The following is a 17612-nucleotide window of genomic DNA, read 5'->3' as shown; positions in this document are numbered from 1 at the left end:
AAAGCTGCCTGTCGATGCAGGACAGCTTTTTTTGTGCTTACGCTGCTTTGCTTCTTTCTCCTCGTCCTCGACGCGCGCGCCGCCCCCCGGAGAAATGCCGCGCAAGCAAGGAAGAAGCGAGCCGTGCAGCCAAATTGAATAAAAGAACGGCCACCATCAACACAGCCGCCGATTTGGCCGCGATCAGCTTCGCGTCTGGGACAATGCCTTCCGAATTCAATTTCCAAATATGCACCGTCAGCGTTTCGGCCGGCCGGAACACGTTCAGCGGGTTGGCCTGGCTGCCCCAATCCGCATCCCAACGAAGCATCGGAGTCGTCAGCCCAGCGGTATAAATGAAAACAGCCGCTTCGCCGAAAATGCGCCCAGCCGATAAAATGACGCCGGTGACAATTTGCGGGATGGCGGCCGGAAGCACCGCTTTGACCAACGTCTGCCAGCGCGTCGCTCCAAGGGCAAGACTCCCCTCTTTAATGTTGGCTGGAACATCCAAAATCGCCGTTTCGCAAATGCGCGTCAATCCAGGCAAATTGATGATCGTGACGGCTAACGCTCCGCCGAGCAGCGTATAGCCCCAACCCGTCAAGGTGACAAACGCCAACAATCCAAACAACCCGACGACAATCGACGGCAATGATGCCATCGTTTCCAAGCAAAGGCGAATGAACCCGACGATCCGCCCTTGTTTGGCGTATTCGGCCAAATAAATTCCAGCTCCCAACGAAAGCGGAACCGACAAAAGCAATGTCACAACCAACATATAAAATGAATTGATGAGCTGCGGACCAATGCCGCCGCCCGCTTGCGTATTGCTCGGCCGTCCGAACAGAAACTCAGGTTGCCAAAACCCCGCTCCTTTCGACAACACAACGGCAAAAAAGAACATGAGCAACCCGATGACTGCAGCAGCCACCGCATAGAAAATGCCTGTCCAAACTTTATCGATCATTCGCGCTGTCATCTTATCGCTCCTTTCTCGGGCCGACCAAACGGATCACGGCAATGAAGAAAAACGAGATCAAGAGCAAAATGAGCGCCAATGTCCATAACGCGTTGTTCCATGGTGTTCCGTTGATCGTATTTGCCATATCCATCGTCAATACACTTGTTAACGTCGCCGTCGGGCTGTCAAGGCCTGAAGGCAGCTTAATCGTATTGCCGATCACCATCTGCACAGCAAGCGCCTCGCCAAACGCCCGCGCCAAGCCGAGAACGACGCCGGTGGCAATCCCGGCTTTCGCCGCCGGAACGATGACGCGGGAAATCGCCTGCCAACGCGTAGAGCCAAGCCCGTATGATGCTTCCATATACGTCATCGGGACATTGGCCAAGGCGTCGGCCGCAATGCTGGTGATGGTCGGCAAAATCATCATACTAAGGACGATGATCCCCGCCAACAGACTAAAGCCGGAGCCTCCGAACCATTCGCGCAAGAGCGGAACGAGAATCGTCACCCCAAGCCAGCCATACACCACCGACGGAATGCCGACAAGCAGCTCCAGCACCGGCTTGAGCAACGAAACGAACCATTTGGGAGCGATAAAGTTCATGAAAATCGCCAACGCCAACGCGATCGGCGCACTGATCAACAAAGCGCCAAGCGAGACGAGCATCGAGCCAACAATAAAAATGAGCGCCCCATACTTCGGCGGCGTGCCGTTTGGATCCCATTGCATCGAAAGCAACATGTCGGAAAGCGAAAGACCGCTGTCCGTAAAGGACTGAATTCCCTTTACCGCCAAAAAGATGATCATCGTCACCGTAATCAGAACGATCAGCCAGCCGCAGATGACCGCAAACGTGCGGCCGATGTACTCTTCAAGCCAGCGATTCCGCCGTTTCGTATGCATTTGTTGCATGGCTTCATCCCTCCATTGTCAAAGGCCGGCCTAACGAGCCGGCCTTCCGCCCTTCTCTACTCCAATTCCGTCATCGGGATATACCCCATCTTTTTAACGGTCGGCGCAAATTCTTCGCTCTTGACAAAGTCGATAAACGCTCGCACTTCTTCCTTCGCTTCCCCTTTGGTAATCATGTATTCATACGACCAAAACGGGTACTTTTCCGTGCGGATGTTTTCCACCGTCGGTTCCGCGCCGTCAATTTTGACCGTTTTCAAGTTTTTCTTTTCCCCAATTAAATACGACATGGCTACATAGCTGACAGCGCCCGGCGTCGAGCTGATCGCCTGTTCGACCGCTCCGTTCGAATCTTGCACCGTACCGATGGAATCATCGATTTTTACGCCTTTCATGATCGTTTTCTCAAATGTCGCCCTTGTTCCCGATGACGCCGGACGGTTGATCACGTGAATGGCTTCATCTGGTCCGCCGACTTCTTTCCAGTTTTTAATCTTTCCGCTGAAAATATCTTGAATTTGCTTCGTCGTTAAATTATCGACCTTCACATCGTCGTTGACCACAATCGCAAAGGCGATGCCGGCCACTTTATGGTCAACAAGCTCTGACGCTTTCGATTTGTCGTCCAGCTTCTCCGCCGCCGGCACATCCGAGTTGCCGATTTGCACGGCGCCGGCTGCCACTTGGTTGACGCCCGTACCGCTGCCGCCGCCTTGAACGGTGATCGATACGTCCGGATACTTTTCCATAAACGCGTTTGCCGCTTCCTCTGCCAGCGGCTGAAGCGCTGTAGATCCCGCTAGTGCAATGGTGCCGGAGTAGGTTTCTTCTTTCTTTGCCGTTCCTTCATTGCCGCCCGCGTTGTTCTTTTCAGTCTGCCCGCAGCCGGCCAAAACGCCGGTCATCAACAAGGCGGCCAATCCCAATTTGACTCGTTTGCTCCACATTCAGAAATCCCCCCGTTTTGTTTTCGTACTTTCAACGTACAAGACCATTGTAGCGAGACATTGTTAGGCCCTTATAAAGCAGTTGTTAAGTTTCTGTAAAGACAAAAAACAGGAATATTTTCAAAAAGCCGTCAAGCGAGCCTTGAAGGCAAAGAAGAACGGTGATGCCGTTTTTCAAATTGGAGACATTCTTTTGTTGAAGTGTTTTCCTCATGAACTCAACGACCTTGCTAAGGAAGACATATTTTCGCTGGACAAGCATACATATGAAATAGATATACGCATGCGGAGGAAGCGTCATGAAAAAATTCATTTTTCTCCTGCTTCTCTTTCTTTCCAGTTATATCGTTTACCGCGACCTTGTCATCGGAACGCTTCACCCTTCATCTGAAACAGCGGCAGCCGTTGTCCAGTCGAAACAGGCGGCCATCCCGTACCGGACGGTGACCATTCGCCCTGGCGATACGTTGTTGTCCATCATCGAGAAAGAACTCAACGGTCCATTGCCCGTTCCGCTCGAGCAGCTGATCCGTGATTTTGAACGGTTAAATCCAGGCGAACATGCGCAAACATTAAAAATCGGGAAAACTTATAAAGTGCCGATCTATCGCTAACCGGCGAATCGCTTGTCAAACGGCGGATGGCACTGTTACAATAATGCAGAAAGCGACTTGAATGTTAAAGGAGCGAATTCCCGTGGGTGAAATCATCCATCGTTCAAAGACTCGGCCGGTCCGCGTCGGTCCGCTGACAATCGGCGGCAGCAACGAAGTCATCATTCAAAGCATGACGACGACAAAAACGCACGATGTCGAAGCGACGGTGGCGCAAATCCACCGCCTCGAGGAAGCGGGGTGCCAAATCGTCCGCGTCGCCTGCCCGGACGAGCGGGCGGCTGAGGCCATACCGGAAATAAAAAAGCGAATCAACATCCCGCTTGTCGCCGACATCCACTTTGACTATAAATTGGCGCTGAAAGCGATCGAAGGCGGCGTCGATAAAATCCGCATCAATCCAGGCAACATCGGGCGCCGCGAAAAAGTCGAAGCGGTCGTGAAAGCGGCGAAAGAGCGCGGCGTACCGATTCGCATCGGCGTCAACGCCGGATCGCTGGAAAAACGCATTTTAGAAAAATATGGATATCCAACAGCCGACGGCATGGTTGAGAGCGCCTTATATCATATCCGCATTTTAGAAGAACTTGATTTTCACGATATTATCGTTTCGTTAAAGGCGTCCGACGTACGCCTCGCCATTGAAGCGTACGAAAAAGCGGCGCGCACGTTCGACTACCCGCTCCATGTCGGCATCACCGAAGCGGGAACGCTTTTTTCCGGCACGATCAAAAGCGCGGTTGGACTCGGCGCCATTTTAAGCAAAGGCATCGGCAATACGATCCGCGTTTCGTTAAGCGCCGACCCGGTTGAAGAAGTAAAAGTGGCGCGCGAAATTTTAAAAACGTTCGGACTCGCTTCCAATGCGGCGACGCTCATTTCCTGCCCGACGTGCGGGCGGATTGAGATCGATTTGATTCGCATCGCCAACGAAATCGAAGACTATATCGCCAAAATTCAAGCGCCGATCAAAGTCGCTGTGCTCGGATGCGCCGTCAATGGACCAGGGGAAGCACGGGAAGCCGACATCGGCATTGCCGGCGCCCGTGGCGAAGGCTTGTTGTTCCGCCACGGCAAAATCGTCCGAAAAGTACCCGAAGAGCAAATGGTGGAAGAGCTGAAAAAAGAAATCGACAAGCTGGCGGAAGAATACTTTGCAAAGCAAAAGGAAAACAAAGCCGCTCTGAAAGGCAGCGCCGCCCAATGAGCGGAATGTTCCTGCACAACGAGAAAGGGCGTCCCCGCTTGGGGACACCCTCGCTTTTTACGTATAAAACGGCATAATAAACAGGCGGACGAGAATAGCGATGACGCCGATGCCGATGGCCCACGCACCGAGCGTCTCTGCGCCGCGCCGGCGCGCGATAAACCCGACAATAATGCCGGCCGCCCCTAACAAAATCGGCCAAATAAACAAGGCGATGATGGACAGGGCCAAAGCGAGCCAGCCGAGCCCGGCGCCGTCCGCGCGTTCTTCGTCCCGTTCGTCGCCGCGGCGAATCGGTTCAGCGACTTCCGCCGCTGTTTCTTCCATAAAATTGCGTTCTGGTTCCTCTTTTCCGATCGATTGCACGTAACTTCCGTTATACGTGCGCTCGCGGTCGTCTGCCATATGCTTCCCTCGCTTTCCTAAAGTAAGAAGCATTATTAGTATGAGAAACCGGCGTTATTTTATCAGTGTGAATATTTTCTAACAGGAGGATGAAGCGGTGAAAAAACGGCTTGGCATCGACATTGACGGCACGGTGACATGTCCGAGCACGTTCATTCCGTATTTAAACGAAGCATTCGGCAAAGAGCTCGCATTAAACGACATTACGCAATACAATTTGGCGCCGTTATACGGCGTGGCGGAGGAAGAAATGGACCGCTGGCTTGAGGAAAACGAAGCGGATATTTATGAGAGGGCTCCGCTTGCCCGCTATGCGCTTGAGGTGATTGACAGCTGGAAAGACAAATACGAGCTGTATTACATCAGCGCCCGTGGCCGCCATTTGTACGATCTCACCGAGCGCTGGTTCCGGCGGCACGGCGTCCATTACCACCATATTGATCTGATTGGGTCGCACGACAAAATCGCCGCCGTCCGCCAATATAAGCTGTCGGCCTTCTTTGAAGACAAGTACGATAATGCCTGCGAAATCGCCGAAACATGCGGCATTCCCGTCATTTTGTTTGACACTCCGTACAACCAAGGCCCGCTCCCCGAAAACGTCATCCGCGTCAATAACTGGCTTGAAGCAAAGCGAGAAATCGAACAGCGCCTCCGGCCATAAACAAGGGGCTGATCCAAAACGCGAATGCGTTTTGGGATCAGCCCCTCTGTTGACATTGCGGACATGTGCCGTAAATTTCAAACTTATGGTCCGTGATCTCATACCCATCGAGCTGCGCCGCAAGCCCATCCATCGGACAAGCGTCAATCTTCTTCGTTTTTCCGCACTGGATGCAAATGAAATGATGGTGGTGGCGGCGGGCGCCGCAGGCAAAACGGAAATGTTTCTCCCCGGAAAGCTCGGTCATTTCCAAAATGCCAAGCAGCGCAAAGAGCGACAAATTGCGGTACACGGTATCAACGCTCAAGCCCGGATAGACGGGACGGAGCGCTTCAAGCACGTCTTTGGCCGTCAAGTATTTGTCGCTTTCGGCAAACAACTCAAGCATTTGTCTCCGTTTTTCCGTATATTTAAATCCTTTCTCTTTCATCAACTGCAACGCTTCGTCGATATTCATCGCTGCCGCCCCCTTTTCCATCCGAGTGCGAAAAGCAAAATGACAACCGCTGCGATGACGATCGTTCCACCCGGCGCCCAGTCTAGCTCATACGCCGCCCAAAGCCCGGCGATGACGGCCAGCTCCCCGAACAAAATCGAAAGCCCGATCATCTGTTTAAAACTTTTGGCGATGCGGATGCTCGCCGCCACCGGCAGCGTCATGAGCGACGAGATGAGGAGCACGCCGACGATGCGCATCGATGCAGCAATGACGAGCGCAACAAGCACAATAAACAAAAAATGGATCCATGTGGTGCGAACGCCGGAGACTCGGGCGTATTCCTCGTCAAAGGAAAGAAGAAACAGCTCTTTGTAAAACGTCAAAATCACGATCGCGGCAGCTGCGGCGACAGCAAACGCTGTCCAAACATCAGCACGGCTGACGGCGCTGACGCTGCCGAATAAATACGAAAACAAATCGGTCGTAAACCCGTTGGCCATCGAAATGAAAATGACGCTCAAGCCAAGACCGGACGACAACACGATTGGAATCGCAAGCTCTTCATAATGCCGATACACAGCGCGCAGCTTTTCGATAAACAGCGACCCGACGACGGAAAACCCCATTCCGATGTAAAGCGGGTTCCAGCTCGCGGCTGCCGGCGCCGCTTTTCCAAGCAAGAGCCCGGCGGCAATGCCGGCGAGCGTCACATGACTCAATGCATCAGCGATGAGCGACAGCCGCCGAACGACAATAAAAACGCCGAGCAATGGCGCCGTAAAACCGGTCAAAACGCCGGCAACAAACGCATTGCGCAAAAATTCGTATTGCCAAATGGCTTCCCACACGTGTCATTCCTCCACCGTCACCGTTTCATTCCGCCCGTTCATGCTCGTGAGAGAGAACGTGGAGCGGATGGCCATAAAACTGCGAAATCGCCTCGTTGCCAAGATGTTCGAACTCTTCCGCCTTTCCATGGAAATAGAGGCGCTTGTTCAAACAGGCGATATCGGTCACCCGGTCCGTGATCGTCCCGATGTCATGCGTCACTAAGATAAGCGTTAAGCCGCGGCGGTTCAAGTCGCCGAGCAGTTCGTAAAATTCATGCACATGGCGCGCATCCACGCCGACCGTCGGCTCGTCTAAAATGAGCAAATCCGGCTTGCTCGCCAGTGCGCGGGCGATAAATACCCGTTGTTGCTGGCCGCCGGACAGCTCCGCGATATTGCGCTTTGCCAGGCCGCTCAACCCAACGGCCGCGAGCGCCGCTTCGACCGCACGGCGGTCTTCGTGTGTCAGCGGCCGAAATAAGCCGCGTTTGGCCGCCAACCCACTCGCCGCCACTTCCTCAACCGTCGCCGGAAAGCTGCGGTTGAAGCTGTTCGCTTTTTGCGACACGAAACCGATTCGATGCCATTCGCGAAACGATTCAATCGGCTCGCCGAACAAAAAAATGCGGCCGCTGTTCGGTTTTAACAAGCCGAGCACACATTTGAGCAGCGTCGATTTTCCCGAGCCGTTCGGGCCGACCAATCCTAAAAATGCCCCTTTCGGCACCGTTAAACTAACATGCTCAAGCACGTTCTCGTTTTCATAGCGGAACGACACATCCTCAATTTGCACAACAAGCCCATTTTCCATGGCGGTTCTCCCTTGCTAATTCAGAATCATTCCGATTTGCTTCACTATGCAAGTATACCCCACCATCCGCGTTTTGTAAACCTCAATGAATCGCTGATTTAAAGCGGGCGCCGCGCACTTCATGCGTCGGCATAATGGTGATGAACGCATCCGGGTCGATTTCATTGACGATCGATTTTAGTTTTGTCACTTCCAAGCGCGTGACGACTGCATAAATGATTTCCTTTTGCTCGTCCGTATATCCGCCTTTGCCGAGCAATTTCGTCGTCCCGCGGCCGAGCCGGTGCAAAATGGCGTCGGAAATTTCCTCATAATGATCGGTCACAATAAAGGCCGCCCGCGTCTCGTCAAGCCCTTCAATGACCGCATTGATCGTTTTTGAGGCGATGTAGTACGTCATCACCGAATACATGGCTGGCTCGAGGCCAAACACAAACGCCGCCCAGCCAAAAATAAAAACGTTGACAAACATGACAAACTCGCCGACCGAAAACGGGATTCTTTTCGTCATCAAAATCCCCAAAATTTCCGTCCCATCGAGCGATCCGCCATGACGGATGACCAATCCGACGCCAAGACCGAGCGACAACCCGCCAAAAACGGTGGCTAAAATCGGCTCGGTCGTCAGCGGGGAAAGATGGTGAAACAGCCGTTCGGTGACGCCGAGGATCACGACGCCTAAAATCGTTGACAGCATGAACGTTTTTCCGATTTGCTTGTAGCCGAAATACATGAACGGGGCGTTTAAGAGGATGACGAGCGTGGCGAAATTGAACAGCCGCCATTCGTCCGGAGTCAAGTAGTCCAGAATCAGCGATATGCCAATGATGCCGCCGTCGATCATTTTGTTCGGAACGAGCAGCCGCTCGATGGCAAACGCCGCCAAAGAGGCGCCGATGGCGATCATCAACACCCGATACAACACATGGCCTAGCGGTTCTTTTTTATGCTGTTTTGACGCCAAACTACCACCCTTTCCCTTTTTGTTTTTTCTATTATACCATACACGCCTTTTCCATTCACGTCATATGATGGAACAGAAGCAAGGAGGCGGCTGCGATGAACATTTACCAACAGCTTGTCAAGCAAAAATTAAAAACGATCACCCCGGAAGAACTCGTTGCGTACAGCCGAGAGTACGGCTTGCCCATCACGACAAGCCAAGCGAAACAAATTCTTCATCTCGCCCGGACGAACGACATTAACGTCTTTGACCCCGAGGAGCGGAAAAAATGGGTGCGAGAGTTAGCGAAAATCACCTCGCCGGACATCGCTCGAAAAGCGAACGAGCTATTTTTGAAATTCGTGCAAAAAAAATAAAAGGGCGCATAGCCCTTTTCTCATTCCGCCCCAGCGTTGATTTTTTCAAGCAACTGGTCATCGAACGACTGCGCCCGCAGCATGGCGATTTCGTGCTTGTACGGTGGTTTTTTGTTGTGTTTGTCCTCGCCCACGTATGGGGTTTCTAAAATTTTCGGAATATCCTCAAGCTGCGGGTGATGGACGATATAGTTGAGCGCAGCAAACCCGATATGGCCGAAACCGATGTTTTCATGGCGGTCTTTCCGGCTGCCGCGCGGGTTTTTGCTGTCGTTGATGTGCAGTACTTTCAGCCGCCCGAGACCGATGATCCGGTCAAACTCCTCAAGGACGCCGTCAAAATCGTTGACGATGTCATAGCCGGCGTCATGCGTATGGCATGTATCAAAGCAAACGGACAGCTTATCATTATAGGCGACGCCGTCGATAATGTACGCGAGCTCCTCAAACGTCCGCCCGCATTCCGACCCTTTGCCGGCCATCGTTTCTAGGGCGATTTGCACGTTCTGTTCGCGCGTCAACACTTCATTCAGTCCACGAATAATTTGGCGAAGTCCGGCTTCCACCCCTGCGCCGACGTGAGCGCCTGGATGGAGCACAAGCTGTTTGGCTCCAATGGCTTCCGTCCGCTCGATTTCCGCGCGCAAAAAGTCGACGCCTAGCGAAAACGTATCGAGATTGGTCGTATTGCCGATATTGATGATATACGGGGCGTGGACGACAATCTCTTCGATGCCGTGCGCTTGCATATGCTGGCGCCCGGCTTCGATGTTGAGCTCTTCAATCGACTTGCGCTTTGTGTTTTGCGGCGCCCCGGTGTAAATCATAAACGTGTTCGCTCCGTAGGAGGCCGCTTCCTCGCTGGCGGCCAGCAGCATTTTCTTTCCGCTCATGGAAACATGTGAACCGATTTTTAACATGTTCTTCTCTCCCTTTTCTTTGCGTTAAAGGCGGACGGCGATTATGATTTTTTGAAGCGGCCAAGCCGCTTTTTCTTCTTCTCCAGCTCCGCGCGCAACTTTTTTTTGTAGCCCGGCTTCACCTGCTTCGTTTTTTTCAGTTTGGCGAAAAGCAGCGCCAGTTCGTCATCTTTTTCGCCCGCCCGCTTGCTCCGCCGGTTCCACGGCGGCAGCTCCTTCCATTCGCCGCGCACGAGATCACGGTGGACAAACGAAATTCCCATTTTTTCCAACCGAGCAATCGCATCTTGGTCAGACGGCTCGTAAATCGTCGCCGCAATGCCGCTATAGCCAGCGCGCGCCGTCCGTCCGGCGCGGTGAATATAAAACTGCAGATCATCAGGCAACTCGTAGTTGATGACATGACTGACGCCTTCAATATCGATGCCGCGCGCCGCCAAATCGGTCGCGACGACATATTGAAACTCCAAATCGCGGATAAGATTCATCATCTTTCTCCGCTCGCGCGGCGTCAAATCGCCGTGCAGCACGCCGACTTTCAACCCTTGCTCAGCGAGACGGTCGGCGACCTCGTCAGCCATTTTCCTTGTGTTGACAAATACGATGGCCAAATACGGGTTGTAGCTGAGGAGCACATCACGGAGCAGTTTTGTTTTCTCGCGTCCACGCAGCGGGATGAGCACATGTTCGATGTTTTGGTTCGCCGTCCGCTTCGGGTCGACGTGGACAAAGGTCGGGTTTTCCATATATTTTTTCAAAAACGGCTTCAGCTTTTCCGGAATCGTCGCTGAAAAGACGAGCATTTGCAAGTCTTTCGGCATCCGGGCGGCGATTTGGTCGACATCAGTGATAAAGCCCATATCGAGCATCAAGTCAGCTTCATCGACGACAAGGATGTGGGCCGTATGCACATCAAGCGCCTGCTCGCGAATGAAATCGTTGATGCGCCCCGGCGTGCCGATGACAATATGCGGCTGCACGTTGAGCTTTTCGAGCGCTTTTTGCTTATCCGTCCCGCCGATCAAGCAACGGGCGACGATCATCCGATCTTTCGGGCAAAACTTCGTAATTTTCAGCGTTTCGTGATAAATTTGCGTCGCTAACTCGCGCGTCGGCGCCGTGATGACGGCTTGCACTTCGGCGCGTTCCGGCTTGATTTTTTCAATGATCGGCAATAAGTACGCATGTGTTTTTCCCGTTCCGGTTTGCGATTGGCCGACCATGCTTTCGCCGCGCAGCGCCCCCGGAATGATGCGCTCTTGAATTTCCGTCGGTTTATAAAAACGAAGCGTCTTGATCGCTTCGATGATAAACGGCTGAAATGAAAAACGAGTGAACTGCGTTTCTGTCATCAAGCACCACTCCCTTCTATGAAATAAATGCAACTGGAAGGTTTCCCATCTCGTTGGCCCAAAAGCGTGCCGTCTATTTTTCCGACTGTCGGCGGCAAGCTTTGACGCGACGGAAGACGGAACAACCAACCGTTTCACAAATCCATGCATCGGTCTGGAAGCGGTATGGTTCGATCACCCGACAATCGATCAAATACTGGCTGGCTCCATAAAAAAGCGTAAACGTGAACATTTTAAATGGCATATGGGCACCGCTTCGTCCGCTTCATCATTATAGCGAATCGCTGCCCCCTGCCGCAACTAAAGACGATCCTGCAACAAACCTTTCCCGCCTTGCCCGCATATTGTAGAAAGGAGGACATTCGTTCATCCGCACGACCGAAAGGAGGAAGCTGCTATGAGATACAGTCGGCCCCCGATGATGCCTTCTCCGTTTGCCGGAAGGCCGCCATCCCCGTTCGCCCGCATGCCGGCGCCGCCTTTTGGCCCCAGCGGCCCCGGCGGCTTCTTGGCCCGCTTGTTTTCGCGCGGGCAGCCGCCGGCTGCTGCATCGTCTCCGTGGGGGCTGCCGTTGCTGTCCAACGCCGCTAACACCGCCGCATCCAACACGGGCGGCGGCTTGGTTGGCATGTTAAACAACGTGCAAAAAATGCTTGGCATCGCACAAAACGTCATGCCGATGGTGCAACAGTATGGACCGCTCATCCGCAATCTTCCGGCGATGATCCGCATTTTCCGCGAGTTGAAACCGGCCGATGAAGGGGAAGGCGAAACAACGTCGGAAAGCGCACCGGCCAACGAAACGAAACAAAAGCCGGCCGCCAAGGCGCCAAAAAAACGCTCCGTTCCGCAGGCAAAGCGCGAAGAGCCGCAAGAAAAAGAAGCACCGGCCGCCCCGAAGCCTTCCAAGCCGAAACTGTATATCTAGTTTCTTTCCCCGCCCTAGCGCACCCGCTGTTTAGGGCGGTTATTCTTTGTCTTCTCCCCGGTGCTCCGATATAATGGAAGGTGAACAACCGCCGCACAACCGGCGGCAGGGAGGGAATATGATGGAAGTGATTAAAATTACCCCGCGCGGGTATTGCTACGGGGTGGTCGATGCAATGGTCATCGCCCGCAACGCGGCGTTGGACCCATCTTTGCCGCGTCCGATTTACATTCTCGGCATGATCGTCCATAATAAGCACGTCACGGACGCGTTTGCCGAAGAAGGCATCATCACGCTCGATGGAGAAAATCGTTTGGAAATTTTGGAAAAAATCGACCAGGGCACCGTCATTTTCACCGCCCACGGCGTCTCACCGGAAGTAAAAAAACGAGCGCTCGAAAAGGGACTTGTCACGATTGATGCGACATGCCCCGATGTGACAAAAACGCATCGGCTCATCGAACAAAAGCTCGCCGATGGCTACGATATCATCTATATCGGCAAAAAAGGACATCCGGAACCGGAAGGAGCGGTCGGCATCAATCCGGAAAGAATCCATCTTGTGGAAACCATTGATGATGTCGAACGGCTGTCCATTCACAATGAGCGCATCATGGTGACGAACCAAACGACGATGAGCCAATGGGACGTCGCCGACATCATGGCGAAAGTGAAAGAAAAATACCCGCACGTGGAAATGCATAAAGAAATTTGCCTGGCCACCCAGCTTCGACAAGAGGCGGTCGCTGAGCAGGCGAAGGAAGCCGATGTGACGATCGTCGTCGGCGACCCGCGCAGCAACAACTCGAACCGCCTCGCCCAAGTATCGGAAGAGATCGCCGGCACGAAGGCGTATCGCGTCGCTGATGTGACGGAAATCGACATCAACTGGATTAAAGATGCGAAAAAAGTCGCTGTCACCGCCGGCGCTTCCACCCCGACGCCGATTACGAAAGAAGTGATCGACTTTTTGGAGCAGTTTGACCCGAACGACCCATCGACATGGAAGAGGGAACGGAAAGTGCCGCTGCAAAAAATCTTGCCGAAAGTGAAAACAAAGAAAGAAGAGTGACGGTTGTTTCATCCATAAAGAGAGGCTGTCTTGGACAAACGGTTGAACCGCTCATCCAGGACAGCCTTTTTCGTTGGCCGTTCATACGAACTGAAACGGATCAGTATGGACGCTGGAAGCAACCACTTCTGCCTCCCATTGACGTTTCGAGAGCTCAGTGATTAAGTATCGGGCTACGCCTTCTTTCATGATTTTTTCTACATTATGTCCCGGATCAATGATGTGAAGGCCGAGCGCTTGGGCGTCATGGGCGGTGTGGTAATACACATCCCCTGTCACGTATACGTCCGCCCCGGCCGATGCGGCGGCAGCGACAAACTTATTCCCATCCCCGCCAAGCACCGCGACCGTTTGCACAAGATCATCCAGCCGGCCAACGACGCGCACCGCCGGAACGGAAAACGCCGTTTTCACCTGCTCGGCAAAAGCGCCAAGCGTCACCGGCTGCGGCAGCCGGCCAATGCGCCCGAGCCCGAAGCGGCGGCCTTCATTGTCAAGCGGATAGATATCATAGGCCACTTCCTCATACGGATGAACAGCCAGCATCGCCTGAATCGCTTCCCGTTCAAGAGAGGCCGGCACGATCGTTTCGATGCGCACTTCCTCAACTTCCTCGAGCCGCCCTTGCTCGCCGATGAACGGCCGCGCCCCTTCGTGCGGCAAAAACGTGCCGACGCCGCGGCTGTTGAACGTGCAATGGCTGTAGCGGCCGATATGCCCGGCGCCGGCATCGCCTAAGGCCTTCCGCACCACCTCAGCATGCGTCACCGGCACATAAACAACGAGCTTTTTCAACGGTTCGGTATACGTCGGCACAAGCACAGCCGTATCGTTTAAGCCGAGCGCCTCGGCAAGCCAATCGTTCAGACCGCCATCGGCCACATCCAAATTCGTATGGGCGGCGTACACCGCAATGTCATGCTTGATGCACGCGGCGATCATCCGCCCGTGCCCATCATCAGTCAGCAATTGCTTCAGCGGGCGGTACAGCGGCGGGTGGTGGGCGATGATTAAATCCACTTGCTGATCGATCGCTTCGACAACGACATCTTCGAGCACATCAAGAGCGATCATCACTTTTTTGACCGGCTTGTTTAGCGTCCCGATTTGCAGACCGATCCGATCCCCTTCCAGCGCCAACTGTTTCGGAGCAAGCTGCTCAAGAAGCTGAATGATTTCATAGCCGTACGGAACGCGGCTCATAACAACGCCTCCTCCACCAATTGAACTTTTCTCTCCAGTTCACGCTTTTTCCGCTCAGCCGCTTCACTTTGCCCTTTGGCCGTCAAATCAGCGATGATCCGTTTCCAATTTTCAATCTCGCGCTTCCACTTTTCGCGGAACACCTCGCTGTTTTCCCGGCGCAAAAACGGTCCAAGGAGCAGCTCCGCCTCAAGATGTCGGTAAGGCCGTCGGGGGGCGCCAGGCTCGGCGACGAGTACTTCATAAATTTGCCCATCTTCTTTCAAAATGCGCTCAGCCACGAGCTCCCACCCATGATCAAGAAGCCAACGGCGAACAAGTTCCGCACCGATGTTCGGTTGCAAAATGAGCCGTTTGACACCGGCAAGCTTTTCCTTTCCGTCGCCCAAAATGCGGGCGATAAGCGCCCCACCCATGCCGGCGATCGTGATGCAGTCCGCCTCCCCCGGGGCAAGGATCGAAAGCCCATCCCCTTTGCGCACGGAAATGAGATGAGAAAGCCCGGACTTCTCGACTTGCTGCTGCGCTAGGCGGAACGGTCCGTCCGCCACCTCGCCGGCAATGGCTTTTGATGCGCAGCCGTGCAAGCAGGCATAGCAAGGCAAATACGCATGATCCGACCCGATGTCAGCAAGCACCGCCCCTTTTGGAATGAATGAGGCGACCGTTTCCAGCCGTTTCGACAGGCGAAATTCGTTCATAGCACCGCAATGGCAACCAACCTTCCGCCACCTGCAGCGCGAAGGCGGTTCGCCTTCCCCTCCTTTCCTCTCCAACACCGCGCGCCTCTATTGTACTAAACAAAACATCCCCTTGCCAAAAAGCAAAGGGATGTTCACCATCCATTATTTTAAACCGGCGAGCCATTTCGCCATGGCATCGGCTTTATCCGCCGGCACAAGCCCTGGCGGCATGTTGCCGCGCCCGTGTTGGATGACGTCTTTAATTTGGTCCATCGACAGCCGTTGCCCGACCCCTTTCAACGATGGACCGACGCCGCCTTCATAGTTTTGGCCGTGGCAGCTAGAACACGTTTGTTGGTAAAACTGTTCTGGGTTGAATTCGGCCGTTTGTTCCGTTTTTTCGCCGCCTTTTTTCTCTTTGGCCATTTCCTTCGCATCGCCTAGCCCTTTAAACGACAAGACGAACGTCAGCACAATCCCGAATGCCATGATGATGAAAAACGGGATGAGCGGATTGCGGTTCATCTCTTTTACCTCCCTTATGTATAATGAAGAACGCTGCAAACAATTTTATTTTACTGTAAATAATGGACAAGGAAAAGCCCTAAGTTGCCGAAAAGGCAACAACACGCCTCAGCGCCACCAGATGGCGGCGGTTACAAGCAACGCCCCGCTGACAGCGGCGAGCGAAAAGTAGCGAAGGTGAAGCAGGCGGCCGACAACAAACCAGAGAACACAGTTTCCGAGCACGACAGCTGCTAGCGCACCCGTTTGCCTGGGAAAATACCGATCAACCTCAAGAATGGATGCCATAAGCAAAATCCAGGCGCTTCCGATGAGCGGAAAGTGAAGGAGCTCTCGCTTGTTCCGCCACCGCCAACAAAAGAACAAGCAGGCAGCCAAAAATAGGGCGAAAAGGAGCGTTTGCAAAACGAATGACAATTCAGTAAAATAAATGACAAGAGCAGCGGCTGGAAGCAATAAACAGAGACCAGCGGCGAGCGAGCTGCGCCACCGTCGTCCGTGCGAACGGGCGTCTCCTTCCGTGTACAACGCGAGCAAATAGTCGCAATAATGTTCCGGCAGAAGGCGCGAACGTTTCCAATATTCGATTTCTTGGATGATCGTTTCCCGTCGTTGCCGATTCATAGATAGACCACCTTTCCCATAAAGAAAGAAAAAATAGTTTACTTCCGAAGAAGTAAACTATCGAACAAAACGGTCACTCTAAAAAGTCTTTCAGCCGTTTGCTGCGGCTTGGATGGCGCAGCTTGCGCAACGCTTTGGCTTCAATTTGACGGATGCGTTCGCGCGTCACGCCGAACACTTTGCCGACTTCTTCGAGCGTCCGCGTCCGTCCGTCGTCAAGCCCGAAGCGGAGACGCAGCACATTTTCCTCGCGATCCGTCAGCGTATCAAGCACATCTTCGAGCTGCTCTTTCAACAGCTCGTAAGCAGCGTGCTCGGATGGCGATGTCGCGTCTTGGTCTTCGATGAAATCGCCAAGATGCGAGTCATCTTCCTCGCCGATCGGCGTCTCGAGCGACACCGGTTCTTGGGCGATTTTCAAAATTTCCCGCACTTTTTCCGGTGTCAAATCCATTTCCTCGGCGATTTCTTCCGGCGTTGGTTCGCGCCCGAGGTCTTGGAGCAATTGCCGTTGGACGCGGATCAGTTTATTGATCGTTTCGACCATATGAACCGGGATGCGGATCGTCCGCGCCTGATCGGCGATCGCCCTTGTGATGGCTTGGCGGATCCACCACGTCGCGTACGTGCTGAACTTGTAGCCTTTCCGATAGTCAAACTTTTCGACCGCCTTGATCAGCCCCATGTTCCCTTCTTGAATCAAATCAAGAAAGAGCATGCCGCGGCCGACATACCGTTTGGCGATGCTGACGACGAGGCGGAGGTTCGCTTCCGTCAGCCGGCGTTTCGCTTCTTCATCGCCTTGCTCGATCCGTTTCGCCAGCTCGATTTCTTCTTCCGCCGACAACAGCGGCACGCGGCCGATCTCCTTCAAGTACATGCGCACCGGGTCATTGATTTTGACGCCGGGAGGAACGGACAAGTCATTTAAGTCGAATTCTTCCTCTTTGGCCAAGTCGTCGATGTCCGGATCGGCCTCAAGGTCGGATTCGCTGATCACTTCAATGCCCTGCTCAGCGAGGTATTCATAATACTCATCCATCTGGTCGGAGTCCAAATCAAAGCCAGACAACCGCTCAGCGATTTCCTCATAGGTGAGGATCCCCCGCTTTTTGCCGAGCTCAGCGAGTTGCTCTTTCACTTGTTCAAGCGATTCGCCGGCAGCTTCAGCCTGCTTTGATTGGGCTGGTTTTTCAGCCATTTCATTAC

The 17612-nt window shown here is 53.5% G+C and carries 21 protein-coding genes; 6 read left to right on the top strand and 15 right to left on the bottom strand.

Annotated elements, in window-relative coordinates; genetic code table 11:
- Positions 1-37: 37 nt before the first annotated feature.
- The 3 genes from pstA to ACVX3G_RS08080 form a co-directional block, all read right to left on the bottom strand.
- Positions 38-961: a phosphate ABC transporter permease PstA gene (gene pstA, locus ACVX3G_RS08090; protein WP_011231941.1), complete on the bottom strand. Its 924-nt coding sequence runs from the start codon at positions 959-961 to the stop codon at positions 38-40.
- Between the two features lies 1 nt (position 962).
- The gene (gene pstC, locus ACVX3G_RS08085) at positions 963-1850 is read right to left on the bottom strand and encodes a phosphate ABC transporter permease subunit PstC (RefSeq protein WP_020278347.1); all 888 of its coding nucleotides are present in this window, start codon (positions 1848-1850) and stop codon (positions 963-965) included.
- A gap of 65 nt (positions 1851-1915) precedes the next feature.
- Positions 1916-2806, bottom strand: coding sequence for a phosphate ABC transporter substrate-binding protein PstS family protein (locus tag ACVX3G_RS08080; RefSeq protein ID WP_011231943.1), 891 nt, complete (start codon positions 2804-2806; stop codon positions 1916-1918).
- 299 nt (positions 2807-3105) lie between these two features.
- Between ACVX3G_RS08080 and ACVX3G_RS08075 the strand changes: the two genes are divergently transcribed.
- Positions 3106-3420 carry a LysM peptidoglycan-binding domain-containing protein gene (locus tag ACVX3G_RS08075; RefSeq protein ID WP_011231945.1) on the top strand — a complete coding sequence of 105 codons (315 nt, stop codon included), beginning with the start codon at positions 3106-3108 and terminating at the stop codon, positions 3418-3420.
- Positions 3421-3502: 82 nt separating this feature from the next.
- On the top strand, positions 3503-4627 hold the full coding sequence (ispG, locus tag ACVX3G_RS08070) for a flavodoxin-dependent (E)-4-hydroxy-3-methylbut-2-enyl-diphosphate synthase (RefSeq protein WP_011231946.1): 1125 nt from the start codon (positions 3503-3505) through the stop codon (positions 4625-4627).
- 57 nt (positions 4628-4684) lie between these two features.
- Here the strand turns inward: ispG and ACVX3G_RS08065 are convergent, their stop codons facing one another.
- Positions 4685-5032 (bottom strand): hypothetical protein, encoded by a 348-nt coding sequence (locus ACVX3G_RS08065; protein ID WP_011231947.1) that lies wholly within the window; start codon positions 5030-5032, stop codon positions 4685-4687.
- A gap of 97 nt (positions 5033-5129) precedes the next feature.
- Between ACVX3G_RS08065 and ACVX3G_RS08060 the strand changes: the two genes are divergently transcribed.
- Positions 5130-5696 carry a nucleotidase gene (locus ACVX3G_RS08060; protein WP_011231948.1) on the top strand — a complete coding sequence of 189 codons (567 nt, stop codon included), beginning with the start codon at positions 5130-5132 and terminating at the stop codon, positions 5694-5696.
- A 37-nt stretch (positions 5697-5733) separates the two neighbouring features.
- Here the strand turns inward: ACVX3G_RS08060 and ACVX3G_RS08055 are convergent, their stop codons facing one another.
- From ACVX3G_RS08055 to ACVX3G_RS08040, 4 genes are all read right to left on the bottom strand, one after another.
- On the bottom strand, positions 5734-6153 hold the full coding sequence (locus ACVX3G_RS08055) for a Fur family transcriptional regulator (protein ID WP_011231949.1): 420 nt from the start codon (positions 6151-6153) through the stop codon (positions 5734-5736).
- Positions 6150-6983 carry a metal ABC transporter permease gene (locus ACVX3G_RS08050; RefSeq protein ID WP_014196358.1) on the bottom strand — a complete coding sequence of 278 codons (834 nt, stop codon included), beginning with the start codon at positions 6981-6983 and terminating at the stop codon, positions 6150-6152. Before ACVX3G_RS08050 ends, ACVX3G_RS08055 begins: the two co-directional genes overlap by 4 nt.
- A gap of 25 nt (positions 6984-7008) precedes the next feature.
- A complete protein-coding gene (locus ACVX3G_RS08045; RefSeq protein ID WP_011231951.1) occupies positions 7009-7776 on the bottom strand; it encodes a metal ABC transporter ATP-binding protein in 768 nt (255 codons plus the stop codon).
- 82 nt (positions 7777-7858) lie between these two features.
- A complete protein-coding gene (locus ACVX3G_RS08040; RefSeq protein WP_479454603.1) occupies positions 7859-8740 on the bottom strand; it encodes a YitT family protein in 882 nt (293 codons plus the stop codon).
- A gap of 95 nt (positions 8741-8835) precedes the next feature.
- Between ACVX3G_RS08040 and ACVX3G_RS08035 the strand changes: the two genes are divergently transcribed.
- Entirely contained in the window at positions 8836-9096 is a 261-nt protein-coding gene (locus ACVX3G_RS08035) for a DUF2624 domain-containing protein (protein ID WP_011231953.1), read from the top strand.
- A 20-nt stretch (positions 9097-9116) separates the two neighbouring features.
- Here the strand turns inward: ACVX3G_RS08035 and ACVX3G_RS08030 are convergent, their stop codons facing one another.
- Positions 9117-10016 carry a deoxyribonuclease IV gene (locus tag ACVX3G_RS08030; protein WP_014196359.1) on the bottom strand — a complete coding sequence of 300 codons (900 nt, stop codon included), beginning with the start codon at positions 10014-10016 and terminating at the stop codon, positions 9117-9119.
- Between the two features lie 41 nt (positions 10017-10057).
- A complete protein-coding gene (locus ACVX3G_RS08025) occupies positions 10058-11368 on the bottom strand; it encodes a DEAD/DEAH box helicase (protein ID WP_011231955.1) in 1311 nt (436 codons plus the stop codon).
- 397 nt (positions 11369-11765) lie between these two features.
- Between ACVX3G_RS08025 and vrrA the strand changes: the two genes are divergently transcribed.
- Together vrrA and ACVX3G_RS08015 are read left to right on the top strand one after the other, a co-directional pair.
- A complete protein-coding gene (gene vrrA, locus ACVX3G_RS08020; RefSeq protein WP_011231956.1) occupies positions 11766-12296 on the top strand; it encodes a VrrA/YqfQ family protein in 531 nt (176 codons plus the stop codon).
- 121 nt (positions 12297-12417) lie between these two features.
- The gene (locus tag ACVX3G_RS08015) at positions 12418-13368 is read left to right on the top strand and encodes a 4-hydroxy-3-methylbut-2-enyl diphosphate reductase (RefSeq protein WP_011231957.1); all 951 of its coding nucleotides are present in this window, start codon (positions 12418-12420) and stop codon (positions 13366-13368) included.
- Positions 13369-13449: 81 nt separating this feature from the next.
- On the opposite strand, the gene ACVX3G_RS08010 is transcribed toward ACVX3G_RS08015, so the two are convergent.
- The 5 genes from ACVX3G_RS08010 to rpoD form a co-directional block, all read right to left on the bottom strand.
- Complete coding sequence (locus ACVX3G_RS08010; protein WP_014196362.1) at positions 13450-14571, bottom strand: Nif3-like dinuclear metal center hexameric protein; 1122 nt, start codon at positions 14569-14571, stop codon at positions 13450-13452.
- Entirely contained in the window at positions 14568-15272 is a 705-nt protein-coding gene (locus tag ACVX3G_RS08005) for a tRNA (adenine(22)-N(1))-methyltransferase (RefSeq protein ID WP_011231959.1), read from the bottom strand. Before ACVX3G_RS08005 ends, ACVX3G_RS08010 begins: the two co-directional genes overlap by 4 nt.
- 144 nt (positions 15273-15416) lie before the next feature.
- Entirely contained in the window at positions 15417-15779 is a 363-nt protein-coding gene (gene cccA, locus ACVX3G_RS08000; RefSeq protein ID WP_014196364.1) for a cytochrome c550, read from the bottom strand.
- A gap of 108 nt (positions 15780-15887) precedes the next feature.
- Complete coding sequence (locus tag ACVX3G_RS07995) at positions 15888-16403, bottom strand: hypothetical protein (RefSeq protein WP_014196365.1); 516 nt, start codon at positions 16401-16403, stop codon at positions 15888-15890.
- Positions 16404-16476: 73 nt separating this feature from the next.
- Positions 16477-17604, bottom strand: a complete 1128-nt coding sequence (rpoD, locus tag ACVX3G_RS07990; RefSeq protein ID WP_011231962.1) for an RNA polymerase sigma factor RpoD — start codon at positions 17602-17604, stop codon at positions 16477-16479.
- Positions 17605-17612 lie beyond the last annotated feature (8 nt).

It is taken from the genome of Geobacillus sp. PLS 41 (assembly GCF_056494105.1).
Note: the sequence above shows the minus strand (reverse complement) of the source record. Positions and strands in the feature narration are given on the sequence as shown.